Source organism: Bacillus sp. TE9106W (assembly GCF_054062215.1).
Genome location: NZ_JBSSFA010000001.1, coordinates 267561 through 293851 on the forward strand (window position 1 = coordinate 267561; position 26291 = coordinate 293851).

Annotated in this window: 29 protein-coding genes and 1 other annotated feature; of the genes, 6 read left to right on the top strand and 23 right to left on the bottom strand. The window is 37.1% G+C overall.

All coding sequences use genetic code 11. From position 1 onward, the window contains the following. Positions 1-2: 2 nt before the first annotated feature. From ACVWY7_RS01540 to ACVWY7_RS01550, 3 genes are all read right to left on the bottom strand, one after another. On the bottom strand, positions 3-926 hold the full coding sequence (locus tag ACVWY7_RS01540) for an O-acetylserine dependent cystathionine beta-synthase (protein ID WP_001103859.1): 924 nt from the start codon (positions 924-926) through the stop codon (positions 3-5). Between the two features lie 82 nt (positions 927-1008). After that, positions 1009-1704, bottom strand: coding sequence for a 5'-methylthioadenosine/S-adenosylhomocysteine nucleosidase (gene mtnN / locus ACVWY7_RS01545; RefSeq protein ID WP_001217039.1), 696 nt, complete (start codon positions 1702-1704; stop codon positions 1009-1011). Positions 1705-1718: 14 nt separating this feature from the next. Next, positions 1719-2357, bottom strand: coding sequence for a class I SAM-dependent DNA methyltransferase (locus ACVWY7_RS01550; protein WP_000536327.1), 639 nt, complete (start codon positions 2355-2357; stop codon positions 1719-1721). Between the two features lie 136 nt (positions 2358-2493). On the opposite strand from ACVWY7_RS01550, the gene ACVWY7_RS01555 reads away from it, so the two are divergent. After that, complete coding sequence (locus ACVWY7_RS01555; RefSeq protein ID WP_000010984.1) at positions 2494-2709, top strand: YrzA family protein; 216 nt, start codon at positions 2494-2496, stop codon at positions 2707-2709. A 35-nt stretch (positions 2710-2744) separates the two neighbouring features. Here ACVWY7_RS01555 and ACVWY7_RS01560 read toward each other — a convergent pair whose 3' ends face one another. The 12 genes from ACVWY7_RS01560 to alaS all read right to left on the bottom strand — a co-directional run bounded on the left by ACVWY7_RS01560 (position 2745) and on the right by alaS (position 14831). Further along, the gene (locus ACVWY7_RS01560) at positions 2745-3395 is read right to left on the bottom strand and encodes a YrrS family protein (protein ID WP_000897111.1); all 651 of its coding nucleotides are present in this window, start codon (positions 3393-3395) and stop codon (positions 2745-2747) included. Between the two features lie 116 nt (positions 3396-3511). Continuing rightward, positions 3512-5266 (bottom strand): peptidoglycan D,D-transpeptidase FtsI family protein, encoded by a 1755-nt coding sequence (locus tag ACVWY7_RS01565; protein ID WP_002080278.1) that lies wholly within the window; start codon positions 5264-5266, stop codon positions 3512-3514. A gap of 92 nt (positions 5267-5358) precedes the next feature. Next, on the bottom strand, positions 5359-5835 hold the full coding sequence (gene greA, locus ACVWY7_RS01570) for a transcription elongation factor GreA (RefSeq protein ID WP_000179966.1): 477 nt from the start codon (positions 5833-5835) through the stop codon (positions 5359-5361). Positions 5836-6113: 278 nt separating this feature from the next. Next, positions 6114-6752: a uridine kinase gene (udk, locus tag ACVWY7_RS01575; RefSeq protein ID WP_000537076.1), complete on the bottom strand. Its 639-nt coding sequence runs from the start codon at positions 6750-6752 to the stop codon at positions 6114-6116. Positions 6753-6769: 17 nt separating this feature from the next. Continuing rightward, positions 6770-8050: a peptidase U32 family protein gene (locus ACVWY7_RS01580; RefSeq protein WP_000217969.1), complete on the bottom strand. Its 1281-nt coding sequence runs from the start codon at positions 8048-8050 to the stop codon at positions 6770-6772. Between the two features lie 18 nt (positions 8051-8068). Continuing rightward, positions 8069-8998: a peptidase U32 family protein gene (locus tag ACVWY7_RS01585; protein WP_000742780.1), complete on the bottom strand. Its 930-nt coding sequence runs from the start codon at positions 8996-8998 to the stop codon at positions 8069-8071. Positions 8999-9005: 7 nt separating this feature from the next. Continuing rightward, on the bottom strand, positions 9006-9647 hold the full coding sequence (locus tag ACVWY7_RS01590; protein WP_000389090.1) for an O-methyltransferase: 642 nt from the start codon (positions 9645-9647) through the stop codon (positions 9006-9008). A 202-nt stretch (positions 9648-9849) separates the two neighbouring features. Further along, the gene (mltG, locus tag ACVWY7_RS01595) at positions 9850-10920 is read right to left on the bottom strand and encodes an endolytic transglycosylase MltG (protein ID WP_000230086.1); all 1071 of its coding nucleotides are present in this window, start codon (positions 10918-10920) and stop codon (positions 9850-9852) included. Between the two features lie 217 nt (positions 10921-11137). Continuing rightward, on the bottom strand, positions 11138-11416 hold the full coding sequence (locus ACVWY7_RS01600) for a DUF1292 domain-containing protein (protein WP_000392247.1): 279 nt from the start codon (positions 11414-11416) through the stop codon (positions 11138-11140). A gap of 12 nt (positions 11417-11428) precedes the next feature. Then, complete coding sequence (ruvX, locus tag ACVWY7_RS01605; protein WP_001221197.1) at positions 11429-11842, bottom strand: Holliday junction resolvase RuvX; 414 nt, start codon at positions 11840-11842, stop codon at positions 11429-11431. A gap of 3 nt (positions 11843-11845) precedes the next feature. After that, positions 11846-12112, bottom strand: a complete 267-nt coding sequence (locus ACVWY7_RS01610; protein ID WP_000348590.1) for an IreB family regulatory phosphoprotein — start codon at positions 12110-12112, stop codon at positions 11846-11848. A gap of 76 nt (positions 12113-12188) precedes the next feature. Continuing rightward, positions 12189-14831: an alanine--tRNA ligase gene (gene alaS / locus ACVWY7_RS01615; RefSeq protein ID WP_105989260.1), complete on the bottom strand. Its 2643-nt coding sequence runs from the start codon at positions 14829-14831 to the stop codon at positions 12189-12191. A 40-nt stretch (positions 14832-14871) separates the two neighbouring features. After that, positions 14872-15091, bottom strand: a binding site (T-box leader). Positions 15092-15313: 222 nt separating this feature from the next. Between alaS and ACVWY7_RS01620 the strand changes: the two genes are divergently transcribed. After that, positions 15314-15658 (top strand): PH domain-containing protein, encoded by a 345-nt coding sequence (locus ACVWY7_RS01620; RefSeq protein WP_000209459.1) that lies wholly within the window; start codon positions 15314-15316, stop codon positions 15656-15658. A gap of 38 nt (positions 15659-15696) precedes the next feature. Here ACVWY7_RS01620 and ACVWY7_RS01625 read toward each other — a convergent pair whose 3' ends face one another. Beyond that, positions 15697-16764, bottom strand: a complete 1068-nt coding sequence (locus ACVWY7_RS01625; protein ID WP_000793106.1) for an AI-2E family transporter — start codon at positions 16762-16764, stop codon at positions 15697-15699. A 176-nt stretch (positions 16765-16940) separates the two neighbouring features. Here ACVWY7_RS01625 and ACVWY7_RS01630 point away from each other — a divergent pair, with 176 nt between their 5' ends. Next, entirely contained in the window at positions 16941-17153 is a 213-nt protein-coding gene (locus ACVWY7_RS01630; protein ID WP_000242545.1) for a hypothetical protein, read from the top strand. Positions 17154-17188: 35 nt separating this feature from the next. Here ACVWY7_RS01630 and ACVWY7_RS01635 read toward each other — a convergent pair whose 3' ends face one another. From ACVWY7_RS01635 to cymR, 7 genes are all read right to left on the bottom strand, one after another. Further along, positions 17189-17317, bottom strand: a complete 129-nt coding sequence (locus ACVWY7_RS01635; protein ID WP_001053553.1) for a YrzQ family protein — start codon at positions 17315-17317, stop codon at positions 17189-17191. 18 nt (positions 17318-17335) lie between these two features. Continuing rightward, complete coding sequence (locus tag ACVWY7_RS01640) at positions 17336-17524, bottom strand: hypothetical protein (protein ID WP_000469281.1); 189 nt, start codon at positions 17522-17524, stop codon at positions 17336-17338. A 127-nt stretch (positions 17525-17651) separates the two neighbouring features. Beyond that, entirely contained in the window at positions 17652-19988 is a 2337-nt protein-coding gene (recD2, locus tag ACVWY7_RS01645; protein ID WP_073525564.1) for an SF1B family DNA helicase RecD2, read from the bottom strand. A 95-nt stretch (positions 19989-20083) separates the two neighbouring features. Then, a complete protein-coding gene (locus ACVWY7_RS01650; protein ID WP_000066395.1) occupies positions 20084-20743 on the bottom strand; it encodes a tetratricopeptide repeat protein in 660 nt (219 codons plus the stop codon). 110 nt (positions 20744-20853) lie between these two features. After that, positions 20854-21969, bottom strand: a complete 1116-nt coding sequence (gene mnmA / locus ACVWY7_RS01655) for a tRNA 2-thiouridine(34) synthase MnmA (RefSeq protein WP_001038006.1) — start codon at positions 21967-21969, stop codon at positions 20854-20856. Between the two features lie 16 nt (positions 21970-21985). Then, entirely contained in the window at positions 21986-23131 is a 1146-nt protein-coding gene (locus ACVWY7_RS01660; protein WP_456523629.1) for a cysteine desulfurase family protein, read from the bottom strand. 35 nt (positions 23132-23166) lie between these two features. Next, entirely contained in the window at positions 23167-23583 is a 417-nt protein-coding gene (cymR, locus tag ACVWY7_RS01665) for a cysteine metabolism transcriptional regulator CymR (protein WP_000704116.1), read from the bottom strand. A gap of 292 nt (positions 23584-23875) precedes the next feature. Here cymR and ACVWY7_RS01670 point away from each other — a divergent pair, with 292 nt between their 5' ends. From ACVWY7_RS01670 to ACVWY7_RS01680, 3 genes are all read left to right on the top strand, one after another. Beyond that, positions 23876-25162, top strand: coding sequence for a replication-associated recombination protein A (locus ACVWY7_RS01670; RefSeq protein ID WP_072190830.1), 1287 nt, complete (start codon positions 23876-23878; stop codon positions 25160-25162). 37 nt (positions 25163-25199) lie between these two features. Then, a complete protein-coding gene (locus tag ACVWY7_RS01675; RefSeq protein WP_105989262.1) occupies positions 25200-25841 on the top strand; it encodes an RsfA family transcriptional regulator in 642 nt (213 codons plus the stop codon). Positions 25842-26073: 232 nt separating this feature from the next. Next, complete coding sequence (locus tag ACVWY7_RS01680) at positions 26074-26280, top strand: hypothetical protein (protein WP_240691104.1); 207 nt, start codon at positions 26074-26076, stop codon at positions 26278-26280. Positions 26281-26291: the final 11 nt, after the last annotated feature.

The following is a 26291-nucleotide window of genomic DNA, read 5'->3' on the forward strand; positions in this document are numbered from 1 at the left end:
TTTTATTCCCATCCTTTGTATATGTCTTTACTTAAATAGCGCTCACTACTATCAGGAAAAATCGTTACAATATTTGTACCTGGCGCCGCTTTCTCTGCTTCAAGTAAACTTGCATGAAACGCTGCTCCTGAAGAGCTCCCAACGAGCAATCCTTCTTTTTGTGCTAATTCTTTCACTCGTAAAAATGCATTTCGATCAGAAATTGTATGAATCTCATCAAAATAAGATGTTTTCAAAAATGGCGGGATGAATTCAAGGCCGATCCCTTCTGTTTCATGTGAGCCAGCTTTACCACCATTTAAAATGGATCCTTCTGGTTCCACAATAACTGTTTTTATATCTATATTTTTTTCTTTCAAATAAGATGCAGTCCCCATAAATGTACCGCCGGTTCCTGCCCCTGCAACAAATATGTTAATCTCTCCGTTAAGTGCCGACCAAAGTTCAGGACCTAGTGTTTTGAAATAAGCACGAGGGTTTGCTTCATTCGCAAACTGACTTGGAGAGTATGAATTCGGTATTTCATTTACTAATTCTTTTGCTTTTGCAATTGCACCGGTCATTCCTTGCTCTGTCGGTGTATGCACCACCGTTGCGCCTAGTGCTTTCATCAATTCTTGTTTTTCAATACTGAATTTCTCTGGTACACAAACAATGACGCGTAAATCATGTTGTAACGCTGCAAGTGCCAGTCCAATACCAGTATTTCCAGCAGTTGGTTCAATAATTGTTCCGCCCTCTGTAACAAGCCCTTTTTCTAGCGCATCTTCTATTAATTCTCTTCCTAGCCGGTCCTTAACGCTTCCGCCTGGGTTATAAAATTCAAGCTTTGCAAATAAACGGACCCCTTCTGGAAGTGAAAAACGAGTAATTTCCACAATTGGTGTATGACCAATTAACTCATGAACTCCACGATATACATTCATCGTGTTCTCCCCCTTATTTGCCAATAAAGAAAAGGCAACTGTATGTATTTTCTTTATATGAGACAGTTGCCTTTTTGTTACATTACTTTAACTCTTCTAATACTTTTACAATAAAGTTTGTAGAATGAAGAGCTGCTTGATCTAAAAATTGATCAAATGAAACATTTGATTCTTTACCAGCAATATCAGAAAGTGCGCGAATGATAACAAACGGAACTTCATATTGGTGGCATACTTGTGCAACAGCTGCTGCTTCCATTTCTACTGCATAAAGATTTTCGAATTTATCACGAATGGCTGCAACGCGATTCGGATCACTCATAAATGAATCACCTGTTGCAATCATACCTTTTACAACTTGAATATTTTCTTCTGCCTGCATACATTTCTCAGCTAATGCAACTAATGCTTCATCAGCCTTGAATCCAGGCGGCATTCCTGGTACTTGACCATATTCATAGTTAAATGCTGTTACATCTACGTCATGGTGGCGAACTTCTGTTGAAATAACGACATCTCCAACATTTAGAGAATGATGGAATCCACCAGCTGAACCAGTATTAATTACTTTTTCAGGCTTATATCTTTCTAATAAAATTGTCGTTGACATCGCTGCATTTACTTTACCAATACCAGACTTTAACAAGATTACTTCATGCCCTGCTAATTGTCCTTTCGTAAATTCACAACCCGCAACCGTTTCTGTTTCTGCCTGTTCTAATTTGTCACGTAAAATTCGTACTTCTTCTTCCATTGCTCCAATTACAGCAATTCTCAATCTAATCCCTCTTTCTATTGCTTAGTTGCCTCCATTACCCACACGAAATGATTTAATCTCGTAAACGTTACATGGAAGCCATTGTTTTCAAAAATAGTCTGCATAACTGGAATACGTGTATAGTATTCCGTTTGCAGATCGTTTGCTAACTGATGAAAACCTCTTTGTTTTGCTGCTTCAACAGTTTTATCATATGCATCTTGATCTGCAAATATCGTATCAGCAAAGACTATTTTACCACCTTTGTTTAGCAATTGACTATACTTCGCAATCGCTACATTTTTTTCATCATCTGTTAAATGATGAAATGCATAGGTGCTTACTATGGTATCAATTGAAGTTGGGACTTCAAACGAAAGAAAATCACCTTCTGTAATGGAAAACTCTTTTGGCAATTTCTCTTTTGCAATCATGCGCATTTCACGTGACGGTTCTATACCGTAAACTGTGCGGCCAGCAAGTAATAATTTATTTGTTAAATTACCAGTACCAACACCAAATTCTAATACATTACCAAATGACTTGTTAACTACATCCTCTAGAATGTCCTCATAATGGGCGAAAACTTCTTTATATTGTATATCTTCGCCTTGTACAAATGAGTCGTACGTATGAGCCCACTCATCAAATAAACCATTAAATTCTGTACCCATAAAAATTCCCCTTTTTCTTATCGGTTTTATCAGTATGATATTCTCTCTTTCTATAAATGTCAATTGAAATGTACATGGTATTTCCTTCTTTTCTTTGTTACACTATAGTTGATTACATAGGAGAGGGGCCGTCTTCATGTCATTTACCTTTGAAATGTTAGAAGATAAAGTAGAATTTTTTGAAGCGGGGGACTTAGCTTCTTTAGAACGAAAAATTAGTGAACAAATCGATAATAATAAAGCACTTATGCTTGAAGTTCATCACATCTCACATCAAATGGTTATGGATCCTGAAAGCAAAAGACCATATTATAGCGCAGTTGTTCATTTTAAATTAAAGAAATTACGCTAACTAAAAAAGAGAAGCTCCTTAGGAGCTTCTCTTTTTTAGTTTAGAGTTTGAACAAGTACTGGTTTCCAGCCCTCATTCTCTACCCAATCAATATTTACATAATATCTTTTACCTGATTGTTTATCTTGTACGTTACCGTAAGCTTTATTCTTACCGTTATTTCCGATTCGATGAATAATTAATTGCTCTACCGGAACGTCAATTGCAGCTGAAATCGCTTGATTCATCTCATTCCAATCTGCTGTACCTTTTTTAAACGTCATCGCAGGTGTTGCACCTTGCTCTGTTCCTACTGGCTTCCAAGAAGATTTCGTATAAGCGTCAGTTGCCTTTGGCTGTGTTTTTTCAGCTGGTACTTTCTCGTTAGCTTTCGCTTCTTCTTCAGCTTTTTTCTGTTCTTCTTCAGCCTTTAGCTTCTCTTCTTCTTCTTTCTTCTTAGCCTCTGTTTTCTCTTGTTCATTCTTCTTCGTCTCTTCTTTGCCTTTAGCTTTCTCAGACTTATTCTCTTTCGTTGTTTGCTGAGACACCTTTTTATCGCTAGAAGACGCTTGCTCTTTCGTATCAGGAACAAACAATTGATATGCTACAATAGCTACTGCTACTAGTACAATAGCGATTGCAATATTTAAAACACCGTTTTGACGACGTTTTTGTTGTTTCTGTTGGAATCTAGATCCTCCTGCCATTCTTCAAACCTCCATGCAGTTTTTCATACTTGCTATTGTAACATTAAATCTAGAAAGGTTGAACATTTACAATAATATTTTCATGAAATGAAAACATTTTACTATAAATTGCAAGATTACTTTTCATTCTCTAATCGATAGATTGATTCTACGATAGATTTGAAAATAGGTGTAACTTTATTTACACCGCTATTCGTTTCTATATCCACGACAACTAAAGCATATCTTGGATTTTCATATGGAAAATAACCTGCAAACCAGCGATTCTCTTTCGTTCCTTTTCCTGTTTGTGCTGTCCCAGATTTTCCAGCGACACTTAATGGTAATGAACTGAATGCTGCTCCTGTGCCTTTCTCCGTTGTTACAACGCTTCTTAATAACTGTTGTAATGTTTTCACTGTTTCATACGAAAGCTGTTTCCCACCTAATGTATGATCTTCAAATGTATAAAAGTCTGTTCCATTTTTATACATTATTTTTCCCACAGCTTTCACTTCCATCTTTTCTCCACCTCTAGCAATCGTCGCCATCATATTTGCAATCGCTAGAGGTGACATGCGTACATCTTTCTGTCCAATTGCTGTTTGCGCTACCGCCTTTTTACTATTCTTATTTCCTTCACTCCGCCAAATCGTAGCACTCTTCTCCTCTGGCATTTGTTCAAAATGAGTTGTATGAAATACAGAACCTCTCCATCCAACCTTATCAGCGCCTCCTAAAGCCGCTACATAAGTTTCTAACACCATCTTATCCTTTTGTATTAACTCGTTGCCTAACTCTGAAAATGTCCTATTACAGCTTCTAGCAAAGCTCTCTTTAAAACTAAGTGTCCCCATCATAACTTTTGGGTGGTCTTCACCATATAAATCTTTATTACAATTAAATGTGCGATTAAAAACATTTTCATTTTGATCAATCGCTGCCGCTGCAACTATTGTTTTAAAAACAGAACCGGGAAAATGTGGTGTTAACATTTGATTTTCAAGTGTAGTTTTATATAAACTCTCATCTTTCACCTGTACAGATGGTTTGCTGACCATCGCTAAAATTTCATTTTTCTTTACATCAAGTAGCACTAATCCTCCCTTCTTTATTTCACTTGCTTCAACTACTTCTTCTGCTTTCTTCTGTAACTCGTTATGTAAAGTAGTTTGAATCGTCACTGGATAAAATGGATTTCCAGGTGATGTATATTTCGCTTGTTTTCCAAAAATCGGTTCTCCTTGCCGGTCCACTTGATACAATACTTTTGCCTCTCCATCAGTCAAAAGAAATTCATCAAATGATTGCTGCAATCCTGAAATGCCAATCGGCGTTTGTTTTGAAATTTTTCTTACTTCTCCGTACCGTTTTTGAAATTCTCGTTCATTCTCACCGACATTGCCAATTAAATGATTCATCACGCTAGTTTGCCGCAAACGAACTTCAGCTGCTACAATGCCTAATACATTTAATTGATTCACCTTCTCCATCTGCTCTCGTGCCAAGCGAAATGGTCCATTTCCTCTTTGCATAATAAATGCACTTTTCTTATCTTTCATTTGACTTTCAATCTCTTGTCTCGACATACCAATGATATGCGCAATTTTCTCTAACATGTCATTTTTTATTTGTAGAAATGGAAAAATAATTAAAACAGGATACTTTTTCTCACCTATTTCCTGACCATTACGATCTATAAAATGGCCTCGTCCATCATCTACCGTAATGGATTGCGTCCGTTGTGTAACACTTTTTTCAATTAAATTAATCTTACGATCCGTAAATGATTCCGTATCGATAATTTGTATTTGAATTAAACGACAAAGTAATATAAACATGACACATATAAAACAAATTAAAACAATGGTAATTCTCCGTTTTATTTTCATAAAAAAACACCTCGTCTATTATAGTTTGGACGGAGTGTTTCATCTTTTATACAAATAAAAAAATCACTCGCTTTTACACGAGTGATTTTTAATTATTTTACAGAGATAATCTCTACTTGCATTTCTCCACCTGGTGTTTGGATTGCTACCTTCTCACCAATTTGCTTACCTAATAAGCTTTTCGCGATTGGAGAATCGTTAGAAATTCTTCCTTCAAATGGGTCTGCTTCTGCGCTACCTACGATTGTGTAAGCTTCTTCATCTCCATTTGGTAATTCTTTAAATGTTACTGTCTTACCTAATGTAACAACAGTAGATTCTTCGCCATTATCTGTGATGATAACTGCGTTACGAATCATGTTTTCTAATTGTGTAATACGTCCTTCTACGAACGCTTGCTCATCTTTCGCTGCATCATACTCAGAGTTCTCAGAAAGATCTCCGAAGCTACGTGCAATCTTAATACGCTCTACAACCTCTTTACGTTTTACCGTTTTTAAATCCTCAAGTTCGTTCTCTAGTTTTTGCTTACCCTCTTGCGTCATAGGGTATGTTTTTTCTGTTGCCATATTTTCCACTCCTTTTATATACCAATCCCCCGAAAAAAAGAGGAGTTCCATATGAAAACTCCCCCGCTTATATAGAGAGCGGAGGTTTCTAGCACGCCTGTACTAGCGGAGTTGTCACATACAACCCCGTATTCCCAATTCTTCTTTATATAAAGAAGATATGTATGGAAAGTTGATATAAATATGCCCTCACCTATATATAGATGAGGTTGCATGTTTCATTGTATTCGATAGGAAGGGAAAAAATCCCTTCCTATCGTATATCTTTTACTATGCTATTACAAATTTACTTTTTGTTCAAGAATTGTTGCAATTTTTGTAACCATAATATCAATTGCAACGTGGTTTTGTCCACCTTCAGGGATAATAATATCCGCAAATTTCTTAGAAGGCTCAATAAATTGATTGTGCATTGGACGTACAACATTTACGTATTGATCAATAACTGAATCCATCGTACGACCGCGTTCTTTAATATCACGCTGCATGCGGCGTAAAATACGAAGGTCAGCATCTGTATCAACAAATAGCTTAATGTCCATTAACTCACAAAGACGTGGGTCTTCTAAAATAAGAATTCCTTCTAAAATGATTACATCTTTCGGCTCAACTGGAATAATTTCTTCTGAACGCGTATGCAATGTATAGTCATATACAGGCTTTTCAACCGGTTCATATGCAAGCAATTGCTGCAAATGTTCAATTAACAAATCATTATCAAACGCTAATGGATGATCATAATTTGTTTTTAAACGCTCTTCCATTGGTAAATGGCTTTGATCTTTGTAGTAATAATCTTGCTCTAAGATTAAAATAGAATGACCTTTAAAATGGTCAAAAATTGCTTTCGTTACACTTGTCTTACCTGATCCTGAACCACCAGCAATTCCAATTACAACAGGCTTATTCGTCCCCATTCGACTATCACTCTTTCTTATTGAAGTATGCTTTTGCGCATCATATTATTCACATACACTGGTTGATCCACTTTGAATTTCACGATTTGCAACGGATGTCTCGCTGCATCTAATTCGTTTCCATCCTCATCCCAAATTTTCTCCACCGTCTGCGTAAAGTTTTCTATTTCTGGTCCAAAGAACTCCACTTCATGTCCTGGTTTGAAATGATTACGTTGCTCAATCGTTACGATGCCCGTTTCTTCATTATAATCTAACACTAAACCAGCAAAATCATACGTTGTTTTCTTACTATGATTTCCAAACATTTGCTCTTGATGTCCTGGAACTCCTTCAAAGAATGCAGGAGCTGTATCACGATTTGCACATTTATCAAGCTCATCTAACCATTCTTGTTTAAACTCAAAGTTATCAGGATCCGCACAATACGCATCAATTACTTTACGGTATACCGTTGCTACAGTCGCTACGTAATGGATTGATTTCATACGTCCTTCAACTTTTAAGCTATCAATTCCAATTTCAATCATTTTCGGAATTGATAAAATTAAATTTAAGTCTTTTGGACTCATTGCAAAGTGAGCATCTTCTTCTTGGAAGAGAGGAAGCTCTTTCGCATCTTTATGTTGTGATACTGTTTGAACTAAATCGTAGTCCCAGCGGCAAGATTGACAACAACCACCACGGTTAGAATCACGCGCTGTCATATGGTTACTTAACGTACATCTTCCTGAATATGCGATACACATTGCACCATGGACGAATGCTTCAATTTCAATATCCACTTTTTCTTTAATTTCTTTCATTTCTTCATAGCTTGCTTCACGAGCTAATACAAGACGATGTAAACCTTCTTCTTTCCAATACTGTGCTGCTTTCCAGTTGGATAGTGATTGTTGTGTACTTAAATGCACCTCAACAGAAGGCGCTACACGTTTACAAGTCTCAATAATAAGCGGATCAGCAACGATAATTCCCGTTACGCCAGCTTTTTCAATCCCTTTTAAATATTCCTCTAGCCCGTCCATATTTTCATTATGTGCAAAGATATTTGTTGTTACATATATTTTTGCTCCATATTTCTTTGCGAATTCCACACCTTCTGCCATTTCTTCCAGTGTAAAGTTACCTGCATTCGAACGAAGACCAAATTCTTGTCCACCTAAATATACAGCATCTGCCCCGTAATGGATAGCTACTTTTAATTTTTCTAAGTTACCCGCAGGGATTAACAGTTCAGGTTTCTTCACAATAACGCGTTTGCCATCGATTACTCGTGAAATTTCTTGTACAGTCATTTCCTACACCCTCCTCGTTTAGTAAACCGTCTCTTTAAAGAAGAATCCTGTATCTAACGGACGATTTACCGGTTGCATTTCTTCTATCTCTTTATATAAATCGTCTTTCACGTCATAATACGCATCACGATCTTCTACACATAAATCAATTGCTTTACGATATTTCTTCGTTACCTCAATAATGTATTCAGAGCTTTTTAGTACACCATCAATTTTTAAGCTGTCGATTTCAGCATCAATTAGCTCTTCTAACTCATCGATGAAACAAATATCGTTTGGACTCATAATGTGAGTACCATTTTCATCTTCATAAATTGGATATTTATTGTTACGCTCTGGATCATATAAGAACATATTCTCTTCATATTTTTTCTTTTCAATGTCAAGATGACGTCCTTGATACTCAAAGTAGTTTCCTACTAATGAACGCTTCGATTGGAACATACAAGTCATACCGTGAATTTGTACTTCAAGTTCCACTTCAGCATTTTCTTTTAATTCAACAATTTCATCTAAGCTAAGCTCACGAGCTAATACAGCACGTTTTGCTCCTCTTTGTCCCCAGTAGTTACAAGTAAACCAGTTTGTTGCTGTTGTTTCTGTATTCCAGTGCAATTGCATATTTGGCGCTACTTCGCGGACCGCCATTAATACTGCTGGGTCTCCAAAAACAATTGCATCTACATGTACTTCGTTTAAAAATGCAACATAGTCTGTTAATTCTTCTACTTTATCGTTGTGGAACATAGCGTTCATTGCTACGTATACTTTCACACCATTTTCATGTGCAATTTTCACAGCTTGTTTCACATCTTCACGTGAAAACTCACCTGCTAAACGTAAACCAAACTTTTGCTCACCGATCATTACCGCATCTGCTCCTGCTTTCGCAAGAGGTTCGATATCCGCCACTGCTTTTGGCGTTACTAACAATTCAGGTTTCTTCATACCTTGGTCACCCTCTCTTTTTACTAACAGCTACTCCATCACCAATTGGGAAAATCGTCGTATCATATCCTTCATGGTTCATAAGCCATTCATTGTACGTCTTAATACGACGGATTAAACCACGTGTACGTCTGTTTTCAATTTTCTCTTTCGTCGTTACAAGGCCATGGTACATAACATTATCTGAAATAATTACGCCACCAGGATTTAATAACGGTTCATATAAGTCAAAAAAGCGACGATATTGTCCTTTTGCTGCGTCAATAAAAATAACATCAAATGTTCCATGTTCTTCTACTTGCTCGCCTGTTTCTAACGCATCACCGTAAATAACGGAAATACGCTCTTTAACTGGTGAACGTTCTATATATTCAAGTGCTTTTTCATATCGATCGCGATTGCGCTCAACTGTCACAATGCGAGAATTTGGAATAGCTTGCATCATACGAATGCTAGAATAGCCAATTGCTGTGCCAAGCTCTAAAATACTCTTCGGTCCAATTAAACGTAAAAATTGCAACATAAATTCCATTCCAAGTCGATCCATAATTGGCACATGATTTTCTTTCGCATAGTCTTCCATTTCAAGAATTAATTTATCTTTCGGATCAATAAATGATAATAGGTACTCGTTAACTGCATCCTCCATAATGGTCCTCCTTATTTACATGGAGAAGTGCCTCTATGACGTCTTTTCACACATAGAATGCAATAAAAATACAAGCCAGCTTTACCCTTAGCTTGTACGTCCCGTTTTGATATTAAAAACGATTCTTCTGCCAGTTTTTAACCCGATATATTTTACCACAAAAAAGAGGGATGTGCGACCTTTTTCGCTATCCCTCCCCATTTCACTGCTTTTTCGTAATATATTTTTGCTTTAATGCATTATGCTCTTCCAATGTTTTCGCATAATACACTTCACCAGTTGGTGCAGCTAAGAAATAATAATAATCTGTTTGCGCAGGTTCTAACGCCGCTTCCACTGAATGTTTGCCAGAGTTTGCAATCGGACCGACAGGCAATCCTTTCACAACATACGTATTGTACGGTGAGTTAACCTTTAAATCTTCGTATAACACACGTTGTTTATGCTTTCCAAGTGCATATAATACCGTCGGATCAGTTTGCAGTGGCATACCTTTTGCTAAACGATTATAAAAGACACTAGAGATCTTTTGACGATCTGTAAAGCCTGTTGCCTCTTCTTCAATAAGTGAAGACAATGTTAAAAGCTGGTGAACATCCCAGTTTTTCGCTTTCATTTTTGCCTCGTTTTGAACAATGATTGCATTCGTTTTTTCAAGCATTGGAATTACAACTTCTTCTAACGTTGTATCTTTTTTATAGAAAGAGTACGTCGCAGGATATAAATAACCTTCTAATGGATATTTAATATTGCTATCAAAGATTTTATCGGTTAACAACTTTGGATACTTTTGCTGCATTTTTTGAATAAATGCTTTATCGTTTAATTGACGTACGACATCATCTTTATTCCACTTTAATTCGTTTGCAACCGTTTCTGCAATTTCAGTTACTTGTGCTCCTTCTTTTATCGTCACTTTATAAAGAGCTGGACGATGTACATTACCAGATGACATTTGCTCCATAACATCTTTCGCACTCATTGAAGGATTTAATAAATATGTACCCGCTTGTAAATTTTTAGATTTAGCCTTTGTATAAAAACTAAAAACTGTACCGCTTTTCACAGCACCTTTTTCTTCTAAAATCTCACCAATTTTACTAGTAGATGATCCCTTTGGAATTTCTACTTCAATCTCTTTTTTATTCCCACTATCAACTGGTCCTAATGCGGATGAAATATACGCATAGACTGAACCACAAACTAAAAGCAGTGCAATAATCGAAAATAAAAAAATGCGTCTACGCTTCTTTTTCACTTGATTCTCTACCAAAACTCTTCCTCCTTATTCAATTGTAGGCCATATGTACATCTTTCTATACAACATGATGAAAAATCACAATAAACTTACCTATCATTTTTGACAGATACTTTATTTTTCTACAATCCGTCTCATTATACTACAAAGGATTACGCAGTTTCGACAAAAAATCTTTCATTTTACATATAAAAAAAGGTGGACGATATATCGTCCACCTTTTCAGTACTTATTATTCAGCTTCTTGCTCATCAGCTAGAGTGTTGAACATTTCTTGTACCATTTCCCACTCTTCTTCAGATTCGATTGGAAGTAAAGTTCCGCCCTCTTCTTCATTTTGCTCATAAGCCATTGCGTCATAAATTTGGTCTCCATCTTCGTCTACTTCACCGATTGGAGAGAAGACTACGTATGATTTTTTGCCAAATTTTTCAGCGTCAAAAGTGAAAATAATTTCACATAAATGTTCGTTACCTTTTTCGTCTACAATTGTAATTTGATTTTCTTCCATTTTGGTCACCTCTTATTTACTATCTAAAAATCCTTGTAAGATTACGACTGCAGCCATCTTATCAATTACTTGCTTTCGCTTCTTACGGCTTACATCGGCTGAAATGAGTAGACGTTCCGCTGCCATCGTTGACAAACGCTCGTCCCACATTACAACGTCTAATTGTAACAGCTCTCGTAGGTTTTCTGCAAATTGTTGGCATGCTTCACCACGCGGGCCAATTGTACCATTCATATTTTTAGGTAAACCTACTACTATCTTGTCCACATCATACTGTTTTACTAACTCAGAAATGCGGTCAAATCCAAATTGACCTCGTTCTTCGTTAATCTTGATTGTTTCAAGCCCTTGCGCTGTCCAGCCCATTTCGTCACTAATTGCAACTCCGACTGTTTTTGTACCTACATCTAAACCTAATATCCGCATAAATTACTCCTCACGATGATGTTTCAAGTAAGACTTCACAAGCTCTTCAATTAATTCATCACGTTCAAGCTTGCGAATGATGCTTCGTGCATCTTTATGGCGAGGTATGTATGCTGGGTCTCCACTTAATAAATAACCGACGATTTGGTTAATCGGATTATAGCCTTTTTCTTGAAGTGCATCATACACAGTTAAAAGTACATCATTTACATGGACACTCTGTTTTTCATCTTGAATGCTAAACTTCATTGTTTTATCAAAACCGTCCATTTCAAGCACCTCACTTATATAGTAAGTATAGGGAGAAGAACTTCTCCTCTCCCTACCATTGTACACTACTATCTCTTTATTTTGAAACAGATTTAATGTACTCTTGTACAAATGCTAAAGCTTCCTCAACTTGCGCTGGGTTTTTACCGCCCGCTTGTGCCATATCAGGACGGCCACCACCGCCACCGCCACAACGAGAAGCTACTTCTTTCACAAGTTTACCAGCATGGTATCCTTGGCTAATTAAATCTTTCGTTACGCCAGCTAAGATGTTTACTTTATCATCATTTACAGACGCTAATACGACAACTGCAGATTCTAATTTATTTTTTAGGTCATCCATCATCGTTCGTAAGTTGTTCATATCTGCAACATTTACTTTTGCCGCTAATACGTTCACGCCATCAACTGTCATTACTGAATCAGTTAAGTTTCCAGCTTCAATATTGCTTAATTTTGCTGCAAGAGATTCGTTTTCTTTTTGAAGTTGTTTTACTTCAGCAAATAAACCATCTACTCTTGTTAAAATATCTTTCGGATTTGTTTTCATTTTTCCAGCTGCTTCTTTTAATAAACCTACTTGATCGTTCATTAATTCATAAGCAGACTTACCAGTTACTGCTTCAATACGACGAGTTCCTGCACCGATACCAGACTCAGCAACGATTTTGAAAATACCGATAGAAGCTGTGTTATCAACGTGACAACCACCGCAAAGCTCTAAGCTATAATCGCCAACTTGTACAACGCGTACAACATCACCATATTTTTCACCGAATAATGCCATTGCGCCCATTTCTTTCGCTTCTTCGATTGCTTTTTGAGAAATCTCAACATCAATACTTTCCCAAATTTTCTCGTTTACAATACGCTCAATTTTTTCTAATTCGTCAGCTTGTACTTGACCGAAGTGAGAGAAGTCAAAGCGTAAACGTTCAGAAGTTACAAGAGAACCCGCTTGGTTAACGTGCGTTCCAAGTACATCTTTTAATGCTTGGTGTAGTAAGTGAGTTGCTGTATGGTTTTTCACAACACTACTACGGTTTTTCGTATCGATAATAGCTTTTACAGCCGCATCTTTCGTTAACGTACCTTCTTCCACAACAACTTTGTGCAAGTTTTGGCCGTTTGGTGCTTTTTGTACGTCTTTTACAAGAACTTTCACGCCATCAGCAAGAAGATAACCACGGTCTGCAATTTGTCCACCGCTCTCAGCATAGAATGGTGTTACATCAAGCATTAATTGTCCTTCTTCACCAACTTGTAAACTATCTGTGTATTCGCCGTTTTTCACAAGTGCAACAACGTTACTTTCTGTTGCAACTGTACCGTAACCAACGAACTCGCTCGCTACTTTCACTTCTCCAAGGACACCGCCTTGAACTTGCATAGAATCAACGTCTTGACGAGCAGCACGTGCGCGCTCACGTTGTTTTTCCATTTCATTTTCAAAGCCTTCATGATCAACTGTCATACCAGCTTCTTCTGCATATTCTTCTGTTAATTCAATTGGGAAACCGTATGTGTCATATAGACGGAACGCATCTACTCCAGAAATAACAGTTGTTTTTTCTTCTTTAGCTTTTGCGATAACTTCAGCTAAAATTGCTTCCCCATCATGAAGTGTTTCATGGAAACGCTCTTCTTCATTTTTCACAACTTTTGCGATGAAATCTTTCTTTTCAAGTACTTCTGGATAGAAGTCTTTCATTACTTCTCCAACAACCGGCACTAATTCAAACATGAATGGACGGTTGATGTTTAATTTCTTCGAATAACGCACCGCACGGCGTAATAAACGACGTAATACATAACCACGGCCTTCGTTAGATGGAAGAGCACCGTCACCAACAGCGAATGTTACTGTACGGATATGGTCAGCAATTACTTTAAACGCCATATCTTTTTCTAAGTCACCATTACGATATTTCTCACCAGAGATTGTTTCTGTTGCACCAATCATTGGCATGAATAAGTCTGTGTCAAAGTTTGTAGGCACATCTTGAACGATAGATGTCATACGCTCTAGACCCATCCCTGTATCGATGTTTTTCTTAGGAAGTGGTGTATATGAACCGTCTGGATTATGGTTAAATTGAGAGAATACAAGGTTCCATACTTCTAAGTAACGCTCATTTTCTCCACCTGGATATAATTCCGGGTCACTAAAGTCATTACCGTAAGCTTCTCCGCGGTCATAGAAAATCTCTGTATTCGGTCCACTTGGTCCTTCACCGATATCCCAGAAGTTCTCTTCTAAGCGGATGATGCGCTCTTTTGGAACACCCATTTTCTCATTCCAAATTGTGAATGCTTCTTCATCTTCTGGATGGATTGTAACGGATAGTAATTCCTTATCGAATCCAATCCATTTGTCGCTCGTTAAAAATTCCCAAGCCCAAGTAATTGCTTCTTCTTTGAAGTAATCACCGATTGAGAAGTTCCCTAACATTTCAAAGAATGTATGGTGACGAGCTGTTTTCCCTACGTTTTCAATATCGTTTGTACGAATCGATTTTTGAGCATTTGTAATACGTGGATTTTGCGGGATTACACGTCCATCAAAATATTTTTTTAATGTTGCTACACCACTGTTAATCCATAGAAGAGATGGATCTTCATGTGGAACTAGTGATGCACTAGGTTCTACTGCGTGTCCTTTTTCTTGGAAAAAGTCTAAAAACATTTGACGAATTTGTGCGCCTGTTAGTTGTTTCATTGTATTTTCCTCCTTAAATATAAAAAACTCCCGCCCCTATAAAAGGGACGAGAGTTAACTCGCGATACCACCCTAATTATGAATTGATTGCTATACGAATCAATTCATCACCTCATGGTGCCGTAACGTGGCAAGACGGCAGTGATTAGCTGCTCTCAGGATTAGCTTTCTGTTACCCTTCATTTAAAGCTTCTTTCAGCCATATGGAAGCTTCTCTCTATAAATGGACTGTAACGTACTTGTTCCGTCATTGATTTAATGTATTATATGACTAAATATAATAGAATTCTCTTAAGTTTGTCAATGTAGATAATCATTTATATTATATTAATTGCTTATTAATCATAGCTATTCTACCATTCATTCTTAACAGCCTTTTCATATATTATGCATGTATTAATAAATTGTACTACTTCTATGAACTTTTCTGAATATTATTTTTTTATTATAATTAAATTATCAATAATAAAGGAGCGATTATAATGACAACCTTATTGAACGAAGCTAAAAATATGTTAACAAATGATGAAACAATATTATTTTACACAGCATGTTCACTAGAAATATTTATTTATCGTTCCGTCGCAAGACCAGGCCTATTAATTTTAACAAACAAAAGGCTCTTCTTTTATGGTCCAGATGTAAGCAAGAATCCATTACTTGAGGAGTACTCTTTCGCAAAAATTTCAAATTTAAAAGAACAAAAGCGTCTTTTCAGCAATCAAATTGTATTTATGTATGATAGTGAATGGAAAAAAATAAAACATATTCAAACAAATGATGTAAGCTCTCTCGTTCAAAAAATAAACGAGCAACTCTCTAAATAACGAAGGCCCTCTACTTAAAAAAGTAGAGGGCCTTCCTATTACACATCTTCTTTTTTCCAAAGAGGCCTTACATGAACGATCACTGTACGAATGACCGCTAAAACAGGAACTGATATTAATAACCCTACAATTCCTGCCACTTCTCCCCCAACTAGTAGTGCAAGCATAATAATGACAGGATGCATGCGAAGCGACTTACCAACGATGTAAGGGGATAAAATATTACTTTCTACAAATTGCAAAATAGCAATCGTAATCCCCGCTTTAATGAGTAAACTTGTTGATACCGTTGCTGCAATCATCAACGCTGGAATCGCCCCTAAAATAGGGCCGAAGTATGGGATTATATCCGTTACCCCAATAATAATGCCAAGCAATAATGGATATTTCATACCAATAAACCAAAAAGAAAGAACGGATACTCCTCCTAATACTAAACAAACAAATAATTGTCCTCGAATATAACTTCCAAGTGACTTATCAATTTCTTTCGCCAGCATTTGCCCCGTACTACGCCACTTACTCGGGACTAGTTTCCAAAAGATATGATAAAACTCGCCGTAATCTTTTAATATGTAAAATACAATGAACGGAATTAAGAAAATAATGAGTAACGAATCTAGTACACCACGAGCTGTGCTCATCACTTTATTTAAAAGTGCTTGTATCTTCGTTTCTACACCAATAAAAATTTGTTTCACCTTTTCATGAATAAATGATGGAAAATTCGCTGTTTGTTCTGTAACACCATCCATCCACGAATCATACATCTTTGTAAACTGCGGAAATTGCTCATTGATTTCTTGTAATTGCTTAATGACAATTGGCGTTCCTTTATAAATTCCATAACCAATTCCACCAAAGAAAAGGATGTAAATAAGCAAAATAGCGAGTGTACGCGGCATCCCTTCCTTATGAATTTTTTCAATTAAAGGATGCAATAAATACGCAATAAAACATGCAATAAGAAACGGTGTAATGGCCACTTTACATACAAAGATAATCGGTGCCCATAACGGCTTAATTTTTAAAAAGACGAGCAAACAAAGAAAGACAAGTAACAATAACCCTAAACGATATATCCAAATGATTTTAAGATTCTTCACACGAAAAACCTCCTCCACCTTTATTTTGAAAATAAATAGGGTAGGTTATGTGCAAAAGTTTTAAAATCTTTTCGTGCAGACCATACTGTTTTGTAAAGACATACATATACATAACGTAACAAGGACAACCACCCGTGAGAATGCAGCATGAAACAATATAATCAGGAGGGCTCAAAATGGTTTTATTTATGCTCATATTATCTGCACTTTTTATGATTCTTGAATGGATTTGTATCGGGTTTGGTATTTGGAAAGGATTCTTTGTTCGTTCCTCACGAAAAGAAAAAGCGAAGCAATTATTTCATTACGGAATGCTTGGCGTTGGATGTTACGGCCTATCTTATCTCTTCTCTGAAATTGGACTTTTATATTTGCATACAAGCGCATAAAAAAACTCCCTTATCATGAAGGGAGTTTTTTACGCTTATAAATAAGATTTAATCATCTTACGTGCTTTTTTCATATTGCGTTTTGAAAATACATCTTGTTTGCGAGCATATTGATATGCTGCCGCTCCAACACCTAATGCGATTAATGAATTGCGTAGATTCAAAGTAAATCCCCCTTTTCGTTATCCGATCGTTCTTTCATTCTCATCAAATAAATCATCAAGAGAGCTTAGTGAACCATCTTCTTCTACTTGATGCGTATGGATTTTCCCCTTTGAAACCGATAATTCGATATAACAATTCCAGCAATAAAATTGGTTGACACCTATTTTTCCAATGTCTTTCCCTTTGCAATTTGGACAAATAAACATATGGCGTTCATCTCCTTACAGTCTCCCGGATTCTATTCGCCATTATGTCCAAACTGCATTCATTTATACATTGCTGGAGCCTTTCAACGTTATACGTTTGAAAGTTTCACTATATAATTTCACCTTGTTACATGAAATCATACGGTGAAATGTTTTCCACGTCCATTTCTTCGCCATTAACCGTTACCATCTGTACTTCTCCTTGTGATTCTTGCAAGCGGCTAGCTAAAGTTGTTTGACGCATTGCATCATCAAGGCGATTTACACCAGACTGAAAAGCAGCTTCCTCCCCGCAAATAATAAGGAACTTCTTACTTCTTGTAATACCAGTATAAATTAAATTACGACGTAACATACGATTATAACTTTTCACTATCGGCATAATCACAATGGGAAACTCACTACCTTGCGATTTATGAATGGAACAGCAATAAGCATGTGTAATTTGATTTAAATCTGGTTTTGTATATGTTACCTCAATTCCATCAAATGAAACGATAATCATATCTTGTTGCTCAACGTTTTCTTTCGCATAAAACACCGAAACAATTTCGCCGATATCACCATTAAACACTTGGCTCTCCGGCTGATTAACGAGTTGCAAAACTTTATCGCCTCTTCGGTATACAACATCACCGTAAGCAATTTCTTTACTCTTTTCTCTTTTCGGATTAAACACTTCTTGCAACGCTTCGTTTAGTACATTAATACCAGCCGGTCCACGATACATGGGGGCCAATACTTGTACATCTCTTGCGCTAAACCCTTTTGTCTTAGCGTTTTCGCAAACCTTCTTAACAACCTCAACAATTTGAGCTCCTGTGCAGCCGATAAATGAACGATCTTTTTGATTTTGCGCTAAATCTGGTGGGAGCGTTCCATTTTTTATCGCATGGGCAAGTTGAATCACTGATGAACCTTCCGCTTGACGATAAATTTCAGTAAGCTTTACTGTTGGAACTGCACCTGCATTCAATAAATCTTTCAATACTTGCCCAGGTCCTACAGATGGTAATTGATCTTCATCGCCTACAACGATAACTTGAATGTTAGTCGGCAATGACTTAAACAGCTGATTTGCAAGCCAAATATCAACCATTGAAAATTCATCAATAATGAGTAATTTCCCTTGTACCGGATCTGTTTCATTACGCTGGAAAGACCCTTCTGGCGTCCATCCAAGTAAACGGTGAATTGTGCAAGCTGGAAGCCCTGTTGATTCACTCATTCGCTTCGCTGCTCTTCCTGTTGGAGCTGTTAATAGTATCGGAAATGGATTATCATCACTGTATTCATTCGGATTTAACGATAGCCCGTGAAGTGACGCATACATTTCAACAATTCCTTTAATAACTGTTGTTTTTCCTGTTCCTGGTCCACCTGTCAATAACATCATCGGTTTATGAAGTGCCGTTTGAATTGCTTCTTGCTGAAGCGGCGCATACTGTACGTTCAATTGTTCTTCAATTTCACCTAACGTCTTTAACACTTCTGCTTCAGGAAATGAAGGTGTTTCTTCCTGATTCATGAGCCTGCGAATAGACTTTACAACACCTTTTTCAGAATAGAATAACGATGCCAAATATACTCGCTCTTCTTCGATGATGACTTTCCCTTCACTTTGCATCATTTCAATACAGCTTATAATGTCTTCCTCTGTCACTCTTCCTTCTTGATTATTTAAAAGTGACATCGTTTCTCTTACAAGTTGATCTTTTCTCATATAAACGTGACCAAGTTGTAATGATACATTCTCTAACGTATAAAAACATCCCGCACGTACACGATCATCATGATTACCCGATATCCCTAACGCACGTCCGATATCATCCGCTCTTCCAAATCCAATCCCATCCACTTCTTCAATAAGCTGATATGGGTTATTACGAATCACTTCTAATGTCATCTCTTTATACTGCTGATAAATCTTAATAGAAAGCTTCGTTCCAAAACCGTAACCATTTAAAAAACTCATTACTTTCTCTAATCCTTGATGTTCAACAATTGTCTCATATATTTCTTGCGCTTTTTGTTTGTTAACAACACCGTTTAAAGCCTCAGAATCATCCATAATTTTAGAAATAGCATGTTCCCCTAGATGGTCCACAATTTTTTCAGCTGTGCGTTTTCCTATCCCTTTAAATAAATCACTCGCTAAATATTGCACCATACCTGCTTTTGTTTGCGGCAATTCTTTCTTAAACGTTTCAACTAAATATTGTTTCCCATACTTCGGATGGTCTTTAAAATGTCCTGTCAACGTAAACACTTCATCTTCATGCATGCGGGGAAAATGACCGTTTATCATCACTTTTTTTTCGTCGTACGTTTCATTCGTTTCAATGACTTTCATACTGACAACGGAATAGAGGTTTTCTTCGTTGTGGAAAATGGTATGAAGAACTTGCGCTTTTATAAACTTTTTCTCTTCCTCAAACAAATCCATTGCATGTTGATTTCCCATCTTTCCTCTCCTTTCCGGTTTCGTTTCACTTTAATGAGCAGTACATCCCCCACCTCTTTAGATGAGGGATAACTACCCATTAAACAATATTTTTCTTATTCAGCTTCTTGCTCTAATAAACGAACACCATTACCAGCTAAAAAGTGATCTGGCTGAATTTCAGTTGCTTTCTTAAATAAAGCAAGAGCCTTCTCGTTATTTTCTTCAAACACGTACGCAACACCTAAATTATAATACGCATCCGCATGCTCTTCATCCATTTCTAATACCTTTTCAAAATAAGGTTTCGCCTCTTGAATATGTTCTAATCGTGCAAAACAAAGTCCGCACTGGAACACAGCTTCTACATCGTTTTCATCTAATTCTGTTGCTCTTTGTAAAAACGGCAGTGCAAGACGATCATTTCCAAGTTGCACATGCGTAATACCTAGCATAAATGTTACATCAGCTGATTGTAATCCAGCTTGCATCGCTTGTTCAAATACAGCTTTCGCCTCTGCAAATTGCTCTTGACCGTAATATACGTTCCCTAATCCATAATAAGCAGCCGCAGATTTATCATCTAACTCTAATGCACGTTTATAAAATAAAATTGCTCTCTCACTGTCACCTAATACATCTAATAAGTTTGCAAAATTAATATACCCAAGCGCATCTTTCGGATTTTCTTCGATTGCTTCTGTGAAATTTTTAGCAGCTTCTTCCCAGTTTCCTTCTTGCATATATTGAATACCTGTTTCAAGTTTGTTTGACATGTCCTTCACCTCTACAACAAATTATAACAAAGAATGTATTTTCCAAGCGAACGAAAATTCGCCTTATGTAAAAGAAACCTCTAACCGCGAATCGGCAGAGGCTTCTCGTTTTATCCTAAATAATCCAGTTTCTTACCGCTACGGTACACTTCATCAATTGTAGCACCGCCTAAGCACTCATCTCCATCATAGAAAACAACTGCTTGTCCTGGTGTAATTGCACGAATTGGCTCGTCACAAAGAATACGAACTGTATTTTCATCAACGATTTGAACCGTTACTTTATTGTCTTCTTGACGATAACGGAATTTCGCTGTGCACTTAAATTCTTTTTCTTTCGCTTCATTACTTACCCAGCCAACATTGGTAGCAATAACTTCGTCGCCATATAGAAGTTCGTTATGGAATCCTTGATCAACATATAAAATGTTTTCTTTCAAGTTTTTCCCAACAGCAAACCACGGATCACCGTTACCGCCAATACCAAGACCATGACGTTGTCCAATTGTATAGTACATTAAACCGTCATGCTTCCCTTTCACTTCGCCAGATAATGTTTGCATCACACCTGGTTGTGCTGGTAAATAGTTACTTAAGAAATCTTTAAAGTTACGCTCACCAATGAAGCAAATACCAGTACTATCTTTCTTCGCCGCTGTCGCTAAACCAGCTTCTTTCGCCATTTCACGAATTTGTGGTTTCTTCAGTTCACCCAGCGGAAACATTGTTTTTGATAATTGCTCTTGGCTTAATTGATTTAAGAAATACGTTTGGTCTTTATTGTCGTCAACGCCGCGAAGCATTTTATATTCGCCGTCCATATAAGCAACGCGTGCATAATGACCTGTCGCTACATAATCAGCACCAAGTGCAATTGCATGCTCTAAAAATGCTTTAAATTTAATTTCTTTGTTACACATTACATCTGGGTTTGGTGTACGACCAGCTCGGTACTCATCTAAGAAGTACGTAAATACTTTATCCCAGTATTGTTTTTCAAAGTTTACTGCATAATACGGAATACCAATTTGGTTACACACTTCAATTACATCATTGTAATCTTCTGTTGCTGTGCAGACACCATTCTCATCTGTATCATCCCAGTTTTTCATAAAAATTCCGATTACATCATAACCTTGCTCTTTTAATAAAAGAGCCGCTACAGATGAATCGACGCCACCGGACATCCCGATGACAACGCGTGTTTCGTGAGGTAGTTTGTTCATCATGTCACCTCCCATGCTAATTTTGTGTTAATCGCTTCACGATTTTCACTGTTTCGTACGCCGCTTTCTCAATTTGCTCTTTCGTATTTCCAAGTCCGAAACTAAAGCGTACGGATGAACGTATTTGATCGGAGTCTTTTCCGAACATCGCCACTAATACATGTGATGGATCAATCGAACCAGCTGTACACGCCGAACCACTTGATACTGCAATGCCAGCTAAGTCTAAGTTCACAAGAAACGGTTCAATGTTCATTCCTGTAAAACTAATATTAAGCACATGTGGTAAGCGACATTCTAAGTTTCCGTTTACCTCGAAAGTAATGTCTTCATTTTGGAAGACAGATACCATTATATCTTTAAACTCTTCATATTGGGCATTTTTTTGCTCACGAGTTTTTTCAGCTAGCAAAATTGCATGTTGCAAACCAACAATACTTGGCACATTTTCAGTACCAGCACGGCGTTTTCTTTCCTGCTCTCCGCCTATTAATAACGGTTCAAATTTCACATTTGCACCAGCGTATAAGAACCCGACACCTTTTGGTCCGTTAATTTTATGAGCTGAGATCGATAATAAATCAATACCGAACTCTTTCACATTAATTTCTACTAGACCGTAAGCTTGTACCGCATCTGTATGGAAATAAGCTTGATGCTCTTTTAGCAACTTACCTATTTCTGCAATTGGTTGCATCGTCCCAACTTCATTATTCCCAAACATAACAGATACAAGAATCGTCTCTTCTGTTAATGTCTTCTGTATGTCAGAAACTTGAACGCGTCCTGTTTCATCAACAGGTAAATATGTCACTTCAAACCCTTCACGCTCTAACAATTCACACGTATGCAAAATTGCATGATGTTCAATTTGCGTCGTTATAATGTGGTTACCTTTATGACGGTTCGCACGTGCTACACCGATAAGTGCTAAATTATCAGCTTCTGTACCACCGCTCGTAAATATAATTTCATTCGGATTCGCATGAATGCTACGTGCACACGCGCGTCTCGCCTCATCTACTGCATGGCGCGTTTGACGTCCATAAAAGTGAATACTAGACGGGTTTCCGAATGTTTCTGTCATATATGGAATCATCTTTTCGACCACTTCTGGGTGAGTCGGAGATGTCGCAGCATGATCTAAGTAAATGCGTTCCATTAAATCTCCTTCTTTCCAAATCGTTTCACAAGGAATTAAATGTAAAACATATAGCCCCCGTGATTTTCTTCCTCATAACGTACTAAATCTTCTAACGTTGTACTATCTAACACTTCTTGCACCGCATCACGAACACGCATCCATAATTGGCGTTGTGCTGGCTCTTCTTCTTCTATCATTTCTACAACACTAATCGGACCCTCTAACACACGGATTACATCCCCAGCTGTAATGTTAGCCGGCTGATCTGATAATACATATCCGCCATATGCCCCGCGCGTACTCTTTACTAGTCGCGCGTTACGAAGTGGTGAAATTAATTGCTCTAAGTAATGTTCCGATAAGTCATGTGCCTGCGCAATTGATTTTAATGAAATCGGACCTTCACCAAACTTTTTTGCAAGATCGATCATAATTGTTAAGCCGTAGCGGCCTTTCGTTGAAATCTTCATCTATTTTGCACCTCTTTTCAAATTTTCACTTCTATTGGTTATATCTTATTTATAAAAGAACACAATTTAAAATCCTATGAAATTATAGCATAATATAGTATTATAAGAAATTTCAACTTGTGTATCAAAATGATAACATAAAATCACATTGAAAAACTCGGAAATTATTACAATTGAAAGAAAAATGAAAATATTCATATTCATTTTTCCCACAAAACAGCATCCTATTTCAAATTCCACTAAAAAAAATGATACGATAGAAAGAGATTATACATTAAGGGAGACGGTAAAAATGAAACAACCACTCGCACATCGAATGCGCCCTACAAATATTCAAGAAATTATCGGACAACAACATTTAGTTGGCGAAGGAAAAATTTTATGGCGAATGGTCCAAGCGAATCATTTTCAATCTATGATTTTATATGGCCCTCCAGGCACTGGAAAAACATCTATCGCGAGCGCAATTGCCGGAAGTACCGGAACCCCTTTTCGCCTATTAAACGCTGTTACTCATAATAAAAAAGATATGGAAGTTGTCGTACAAGAGGCAAAGATGCATCGACACCTCGTTTTAATTTTAGATGAAGTACACCGTCTAGATAAAGCAAAACAGGATTTTTTATTACCCCATTTAGAAAGTGGACTCCTTACTTTAATTGGTGCAACGACGAGTAATCCGTTCCATGCTATTAATTCTGCTATTCGAAGTCGTTGTCAAATCTTTGAATTACACGCATTAACAGAAGATGATCTTTTAATTGGCTTAAAACGAGCACTTGAAGATAAAGAAAAAGGTCTTGGAGAATATGATGTAACTGTTACACCTGAGGCATTACATCACTTTGCAAATGCATCAGGCGGAGATATGCGTTCCGCTTATAATGCACTTGAACTAGCTGTTTTATCTAGCTTTACAACTGATGATAAAGCTGCGGAAATTACGCTAGAAATCGCAGAAGAATGTTTACAAAAAAAGAGCTTCGTTCATGACAAGGGCGGGGATGCTCATTATGACGTATTATCGGCATTTCAAAAATCGGTGCGCGGAAGCGATGTAAATGCAGCACTTCATTATTTAGCACGTCTTATTGAAGCTGGTGATTTACAAAGCATCAGTAGACGTCTTCTTATTATGGCATATGAAGATATTGGACTTGCTAGCCCGCAAGCTGGACCGCGTACGCTAGCAGCTATAGAATCAGCGGAACGAGTTGGATTCCCAGAAGCACGCATACCACTTGCAAATGCTGTTATCGAGCTTTGCTTATCACCTAAATCGAACTCAGCTTATAAAGCACTTGATGCTGCATTACACGATTTACGTAACGGTCAAACAGGAGACATTCCAAGTCATTTAAAAGATAGTCATTATAAAGGCGCAGAGGCACTTGGAAGAGGCATTGGATACTTATACCCACACGACCAACCAAATGGCTGGGTACAACAACAATACTTACCTGATAAAATAAAAAACAAACAATATTATAAACCAAAAACAACAGGGAAATTTGAACAAGCACTTTCTACTGTATATGAAAGATTACAAAGTTCGAATAAAACAAAAAATAAAGGGTAACATAAGCGAAAACGTCACCATTATGGAGGCTTCGCTTATGAAAACACGTCAAGATGCATGGACAAAAGAAGACGATCTCCTTTTAGCCGAAACTGTTTTACGGCATATTCGCAGCGGCAGTACACAAATAAAAGCATTCGATGAAGTCGGCGATGCATTGAACCGCACTTCAGCAGCTTGCGGCTTTAGATGGAATGCTGAAGTAAGACCGAATTACGAAGATTCGGTGCAGCTTGCGAAAAAACAACGGAAAGAATTAAAGCGCTCTGAAGCTAAAATAGAAAAAGAGCATTTCACGAAAACGAAACAACTCGTAATCGATGCTAAGTTTTCTGAAGATATTACGCCAAGTAAACAAGAACTTACAATGCAAAATGTCATCTCGTTTTTGCAAAACTTAGAGCATACCAACCCTTCACTCGCAAAGTTACAAACTGAAAATGATGTACTACAAGCTCAGCTCACTTCCTTGCAAAAAACGAATGATGAGCTTGAAACTAAATTAGCCGTACTCACAAAAAAACAACAAGCAATCGAAGAAGATTACGCAATGCTCGTTAGAATTATGGACCGTGCTCGAAAACTTGTTTCAGTTGAAGAACAAGAAGAACAGATCGCTCCGATTTTTAAGACAGATCAAAATGGTAATTTAGATATTATTTATTCTGCAGAGAATTAAAAATAGGGATGTCACTTTTTTGATTAAGTGACATCCCTGTTTTTTTTCTGTGAATAATGTATTGGTAAATGAAATTATATCGACGATTTTTCAAATATATCAACGATTTTTTAGTTATATCGACGATTCGACAAGGAATATCGATTCACCGACAAATGTTGACAAAATAAGTCGATTTGTTATAAAAATAAACATCTAGGATTAATTGGATATATTTCACTAAAATGTTAATATGAACATATACGATCGAAGGGAGATGATTGCTATTTCATTAATATTCTTCAAAATAACGCTTGGCATTCTCGTCCTAATATTAGGTCTTTTTACCATTCATAGTTTAAAAAAGACCTCAGCTTATAAGTCGGATAAATACGATTATTCTTTATTAGGATTACTTACACTTGAAGTATTAGTATTGCAAATATCAGCAGTTCTTTAAAATATAATAGA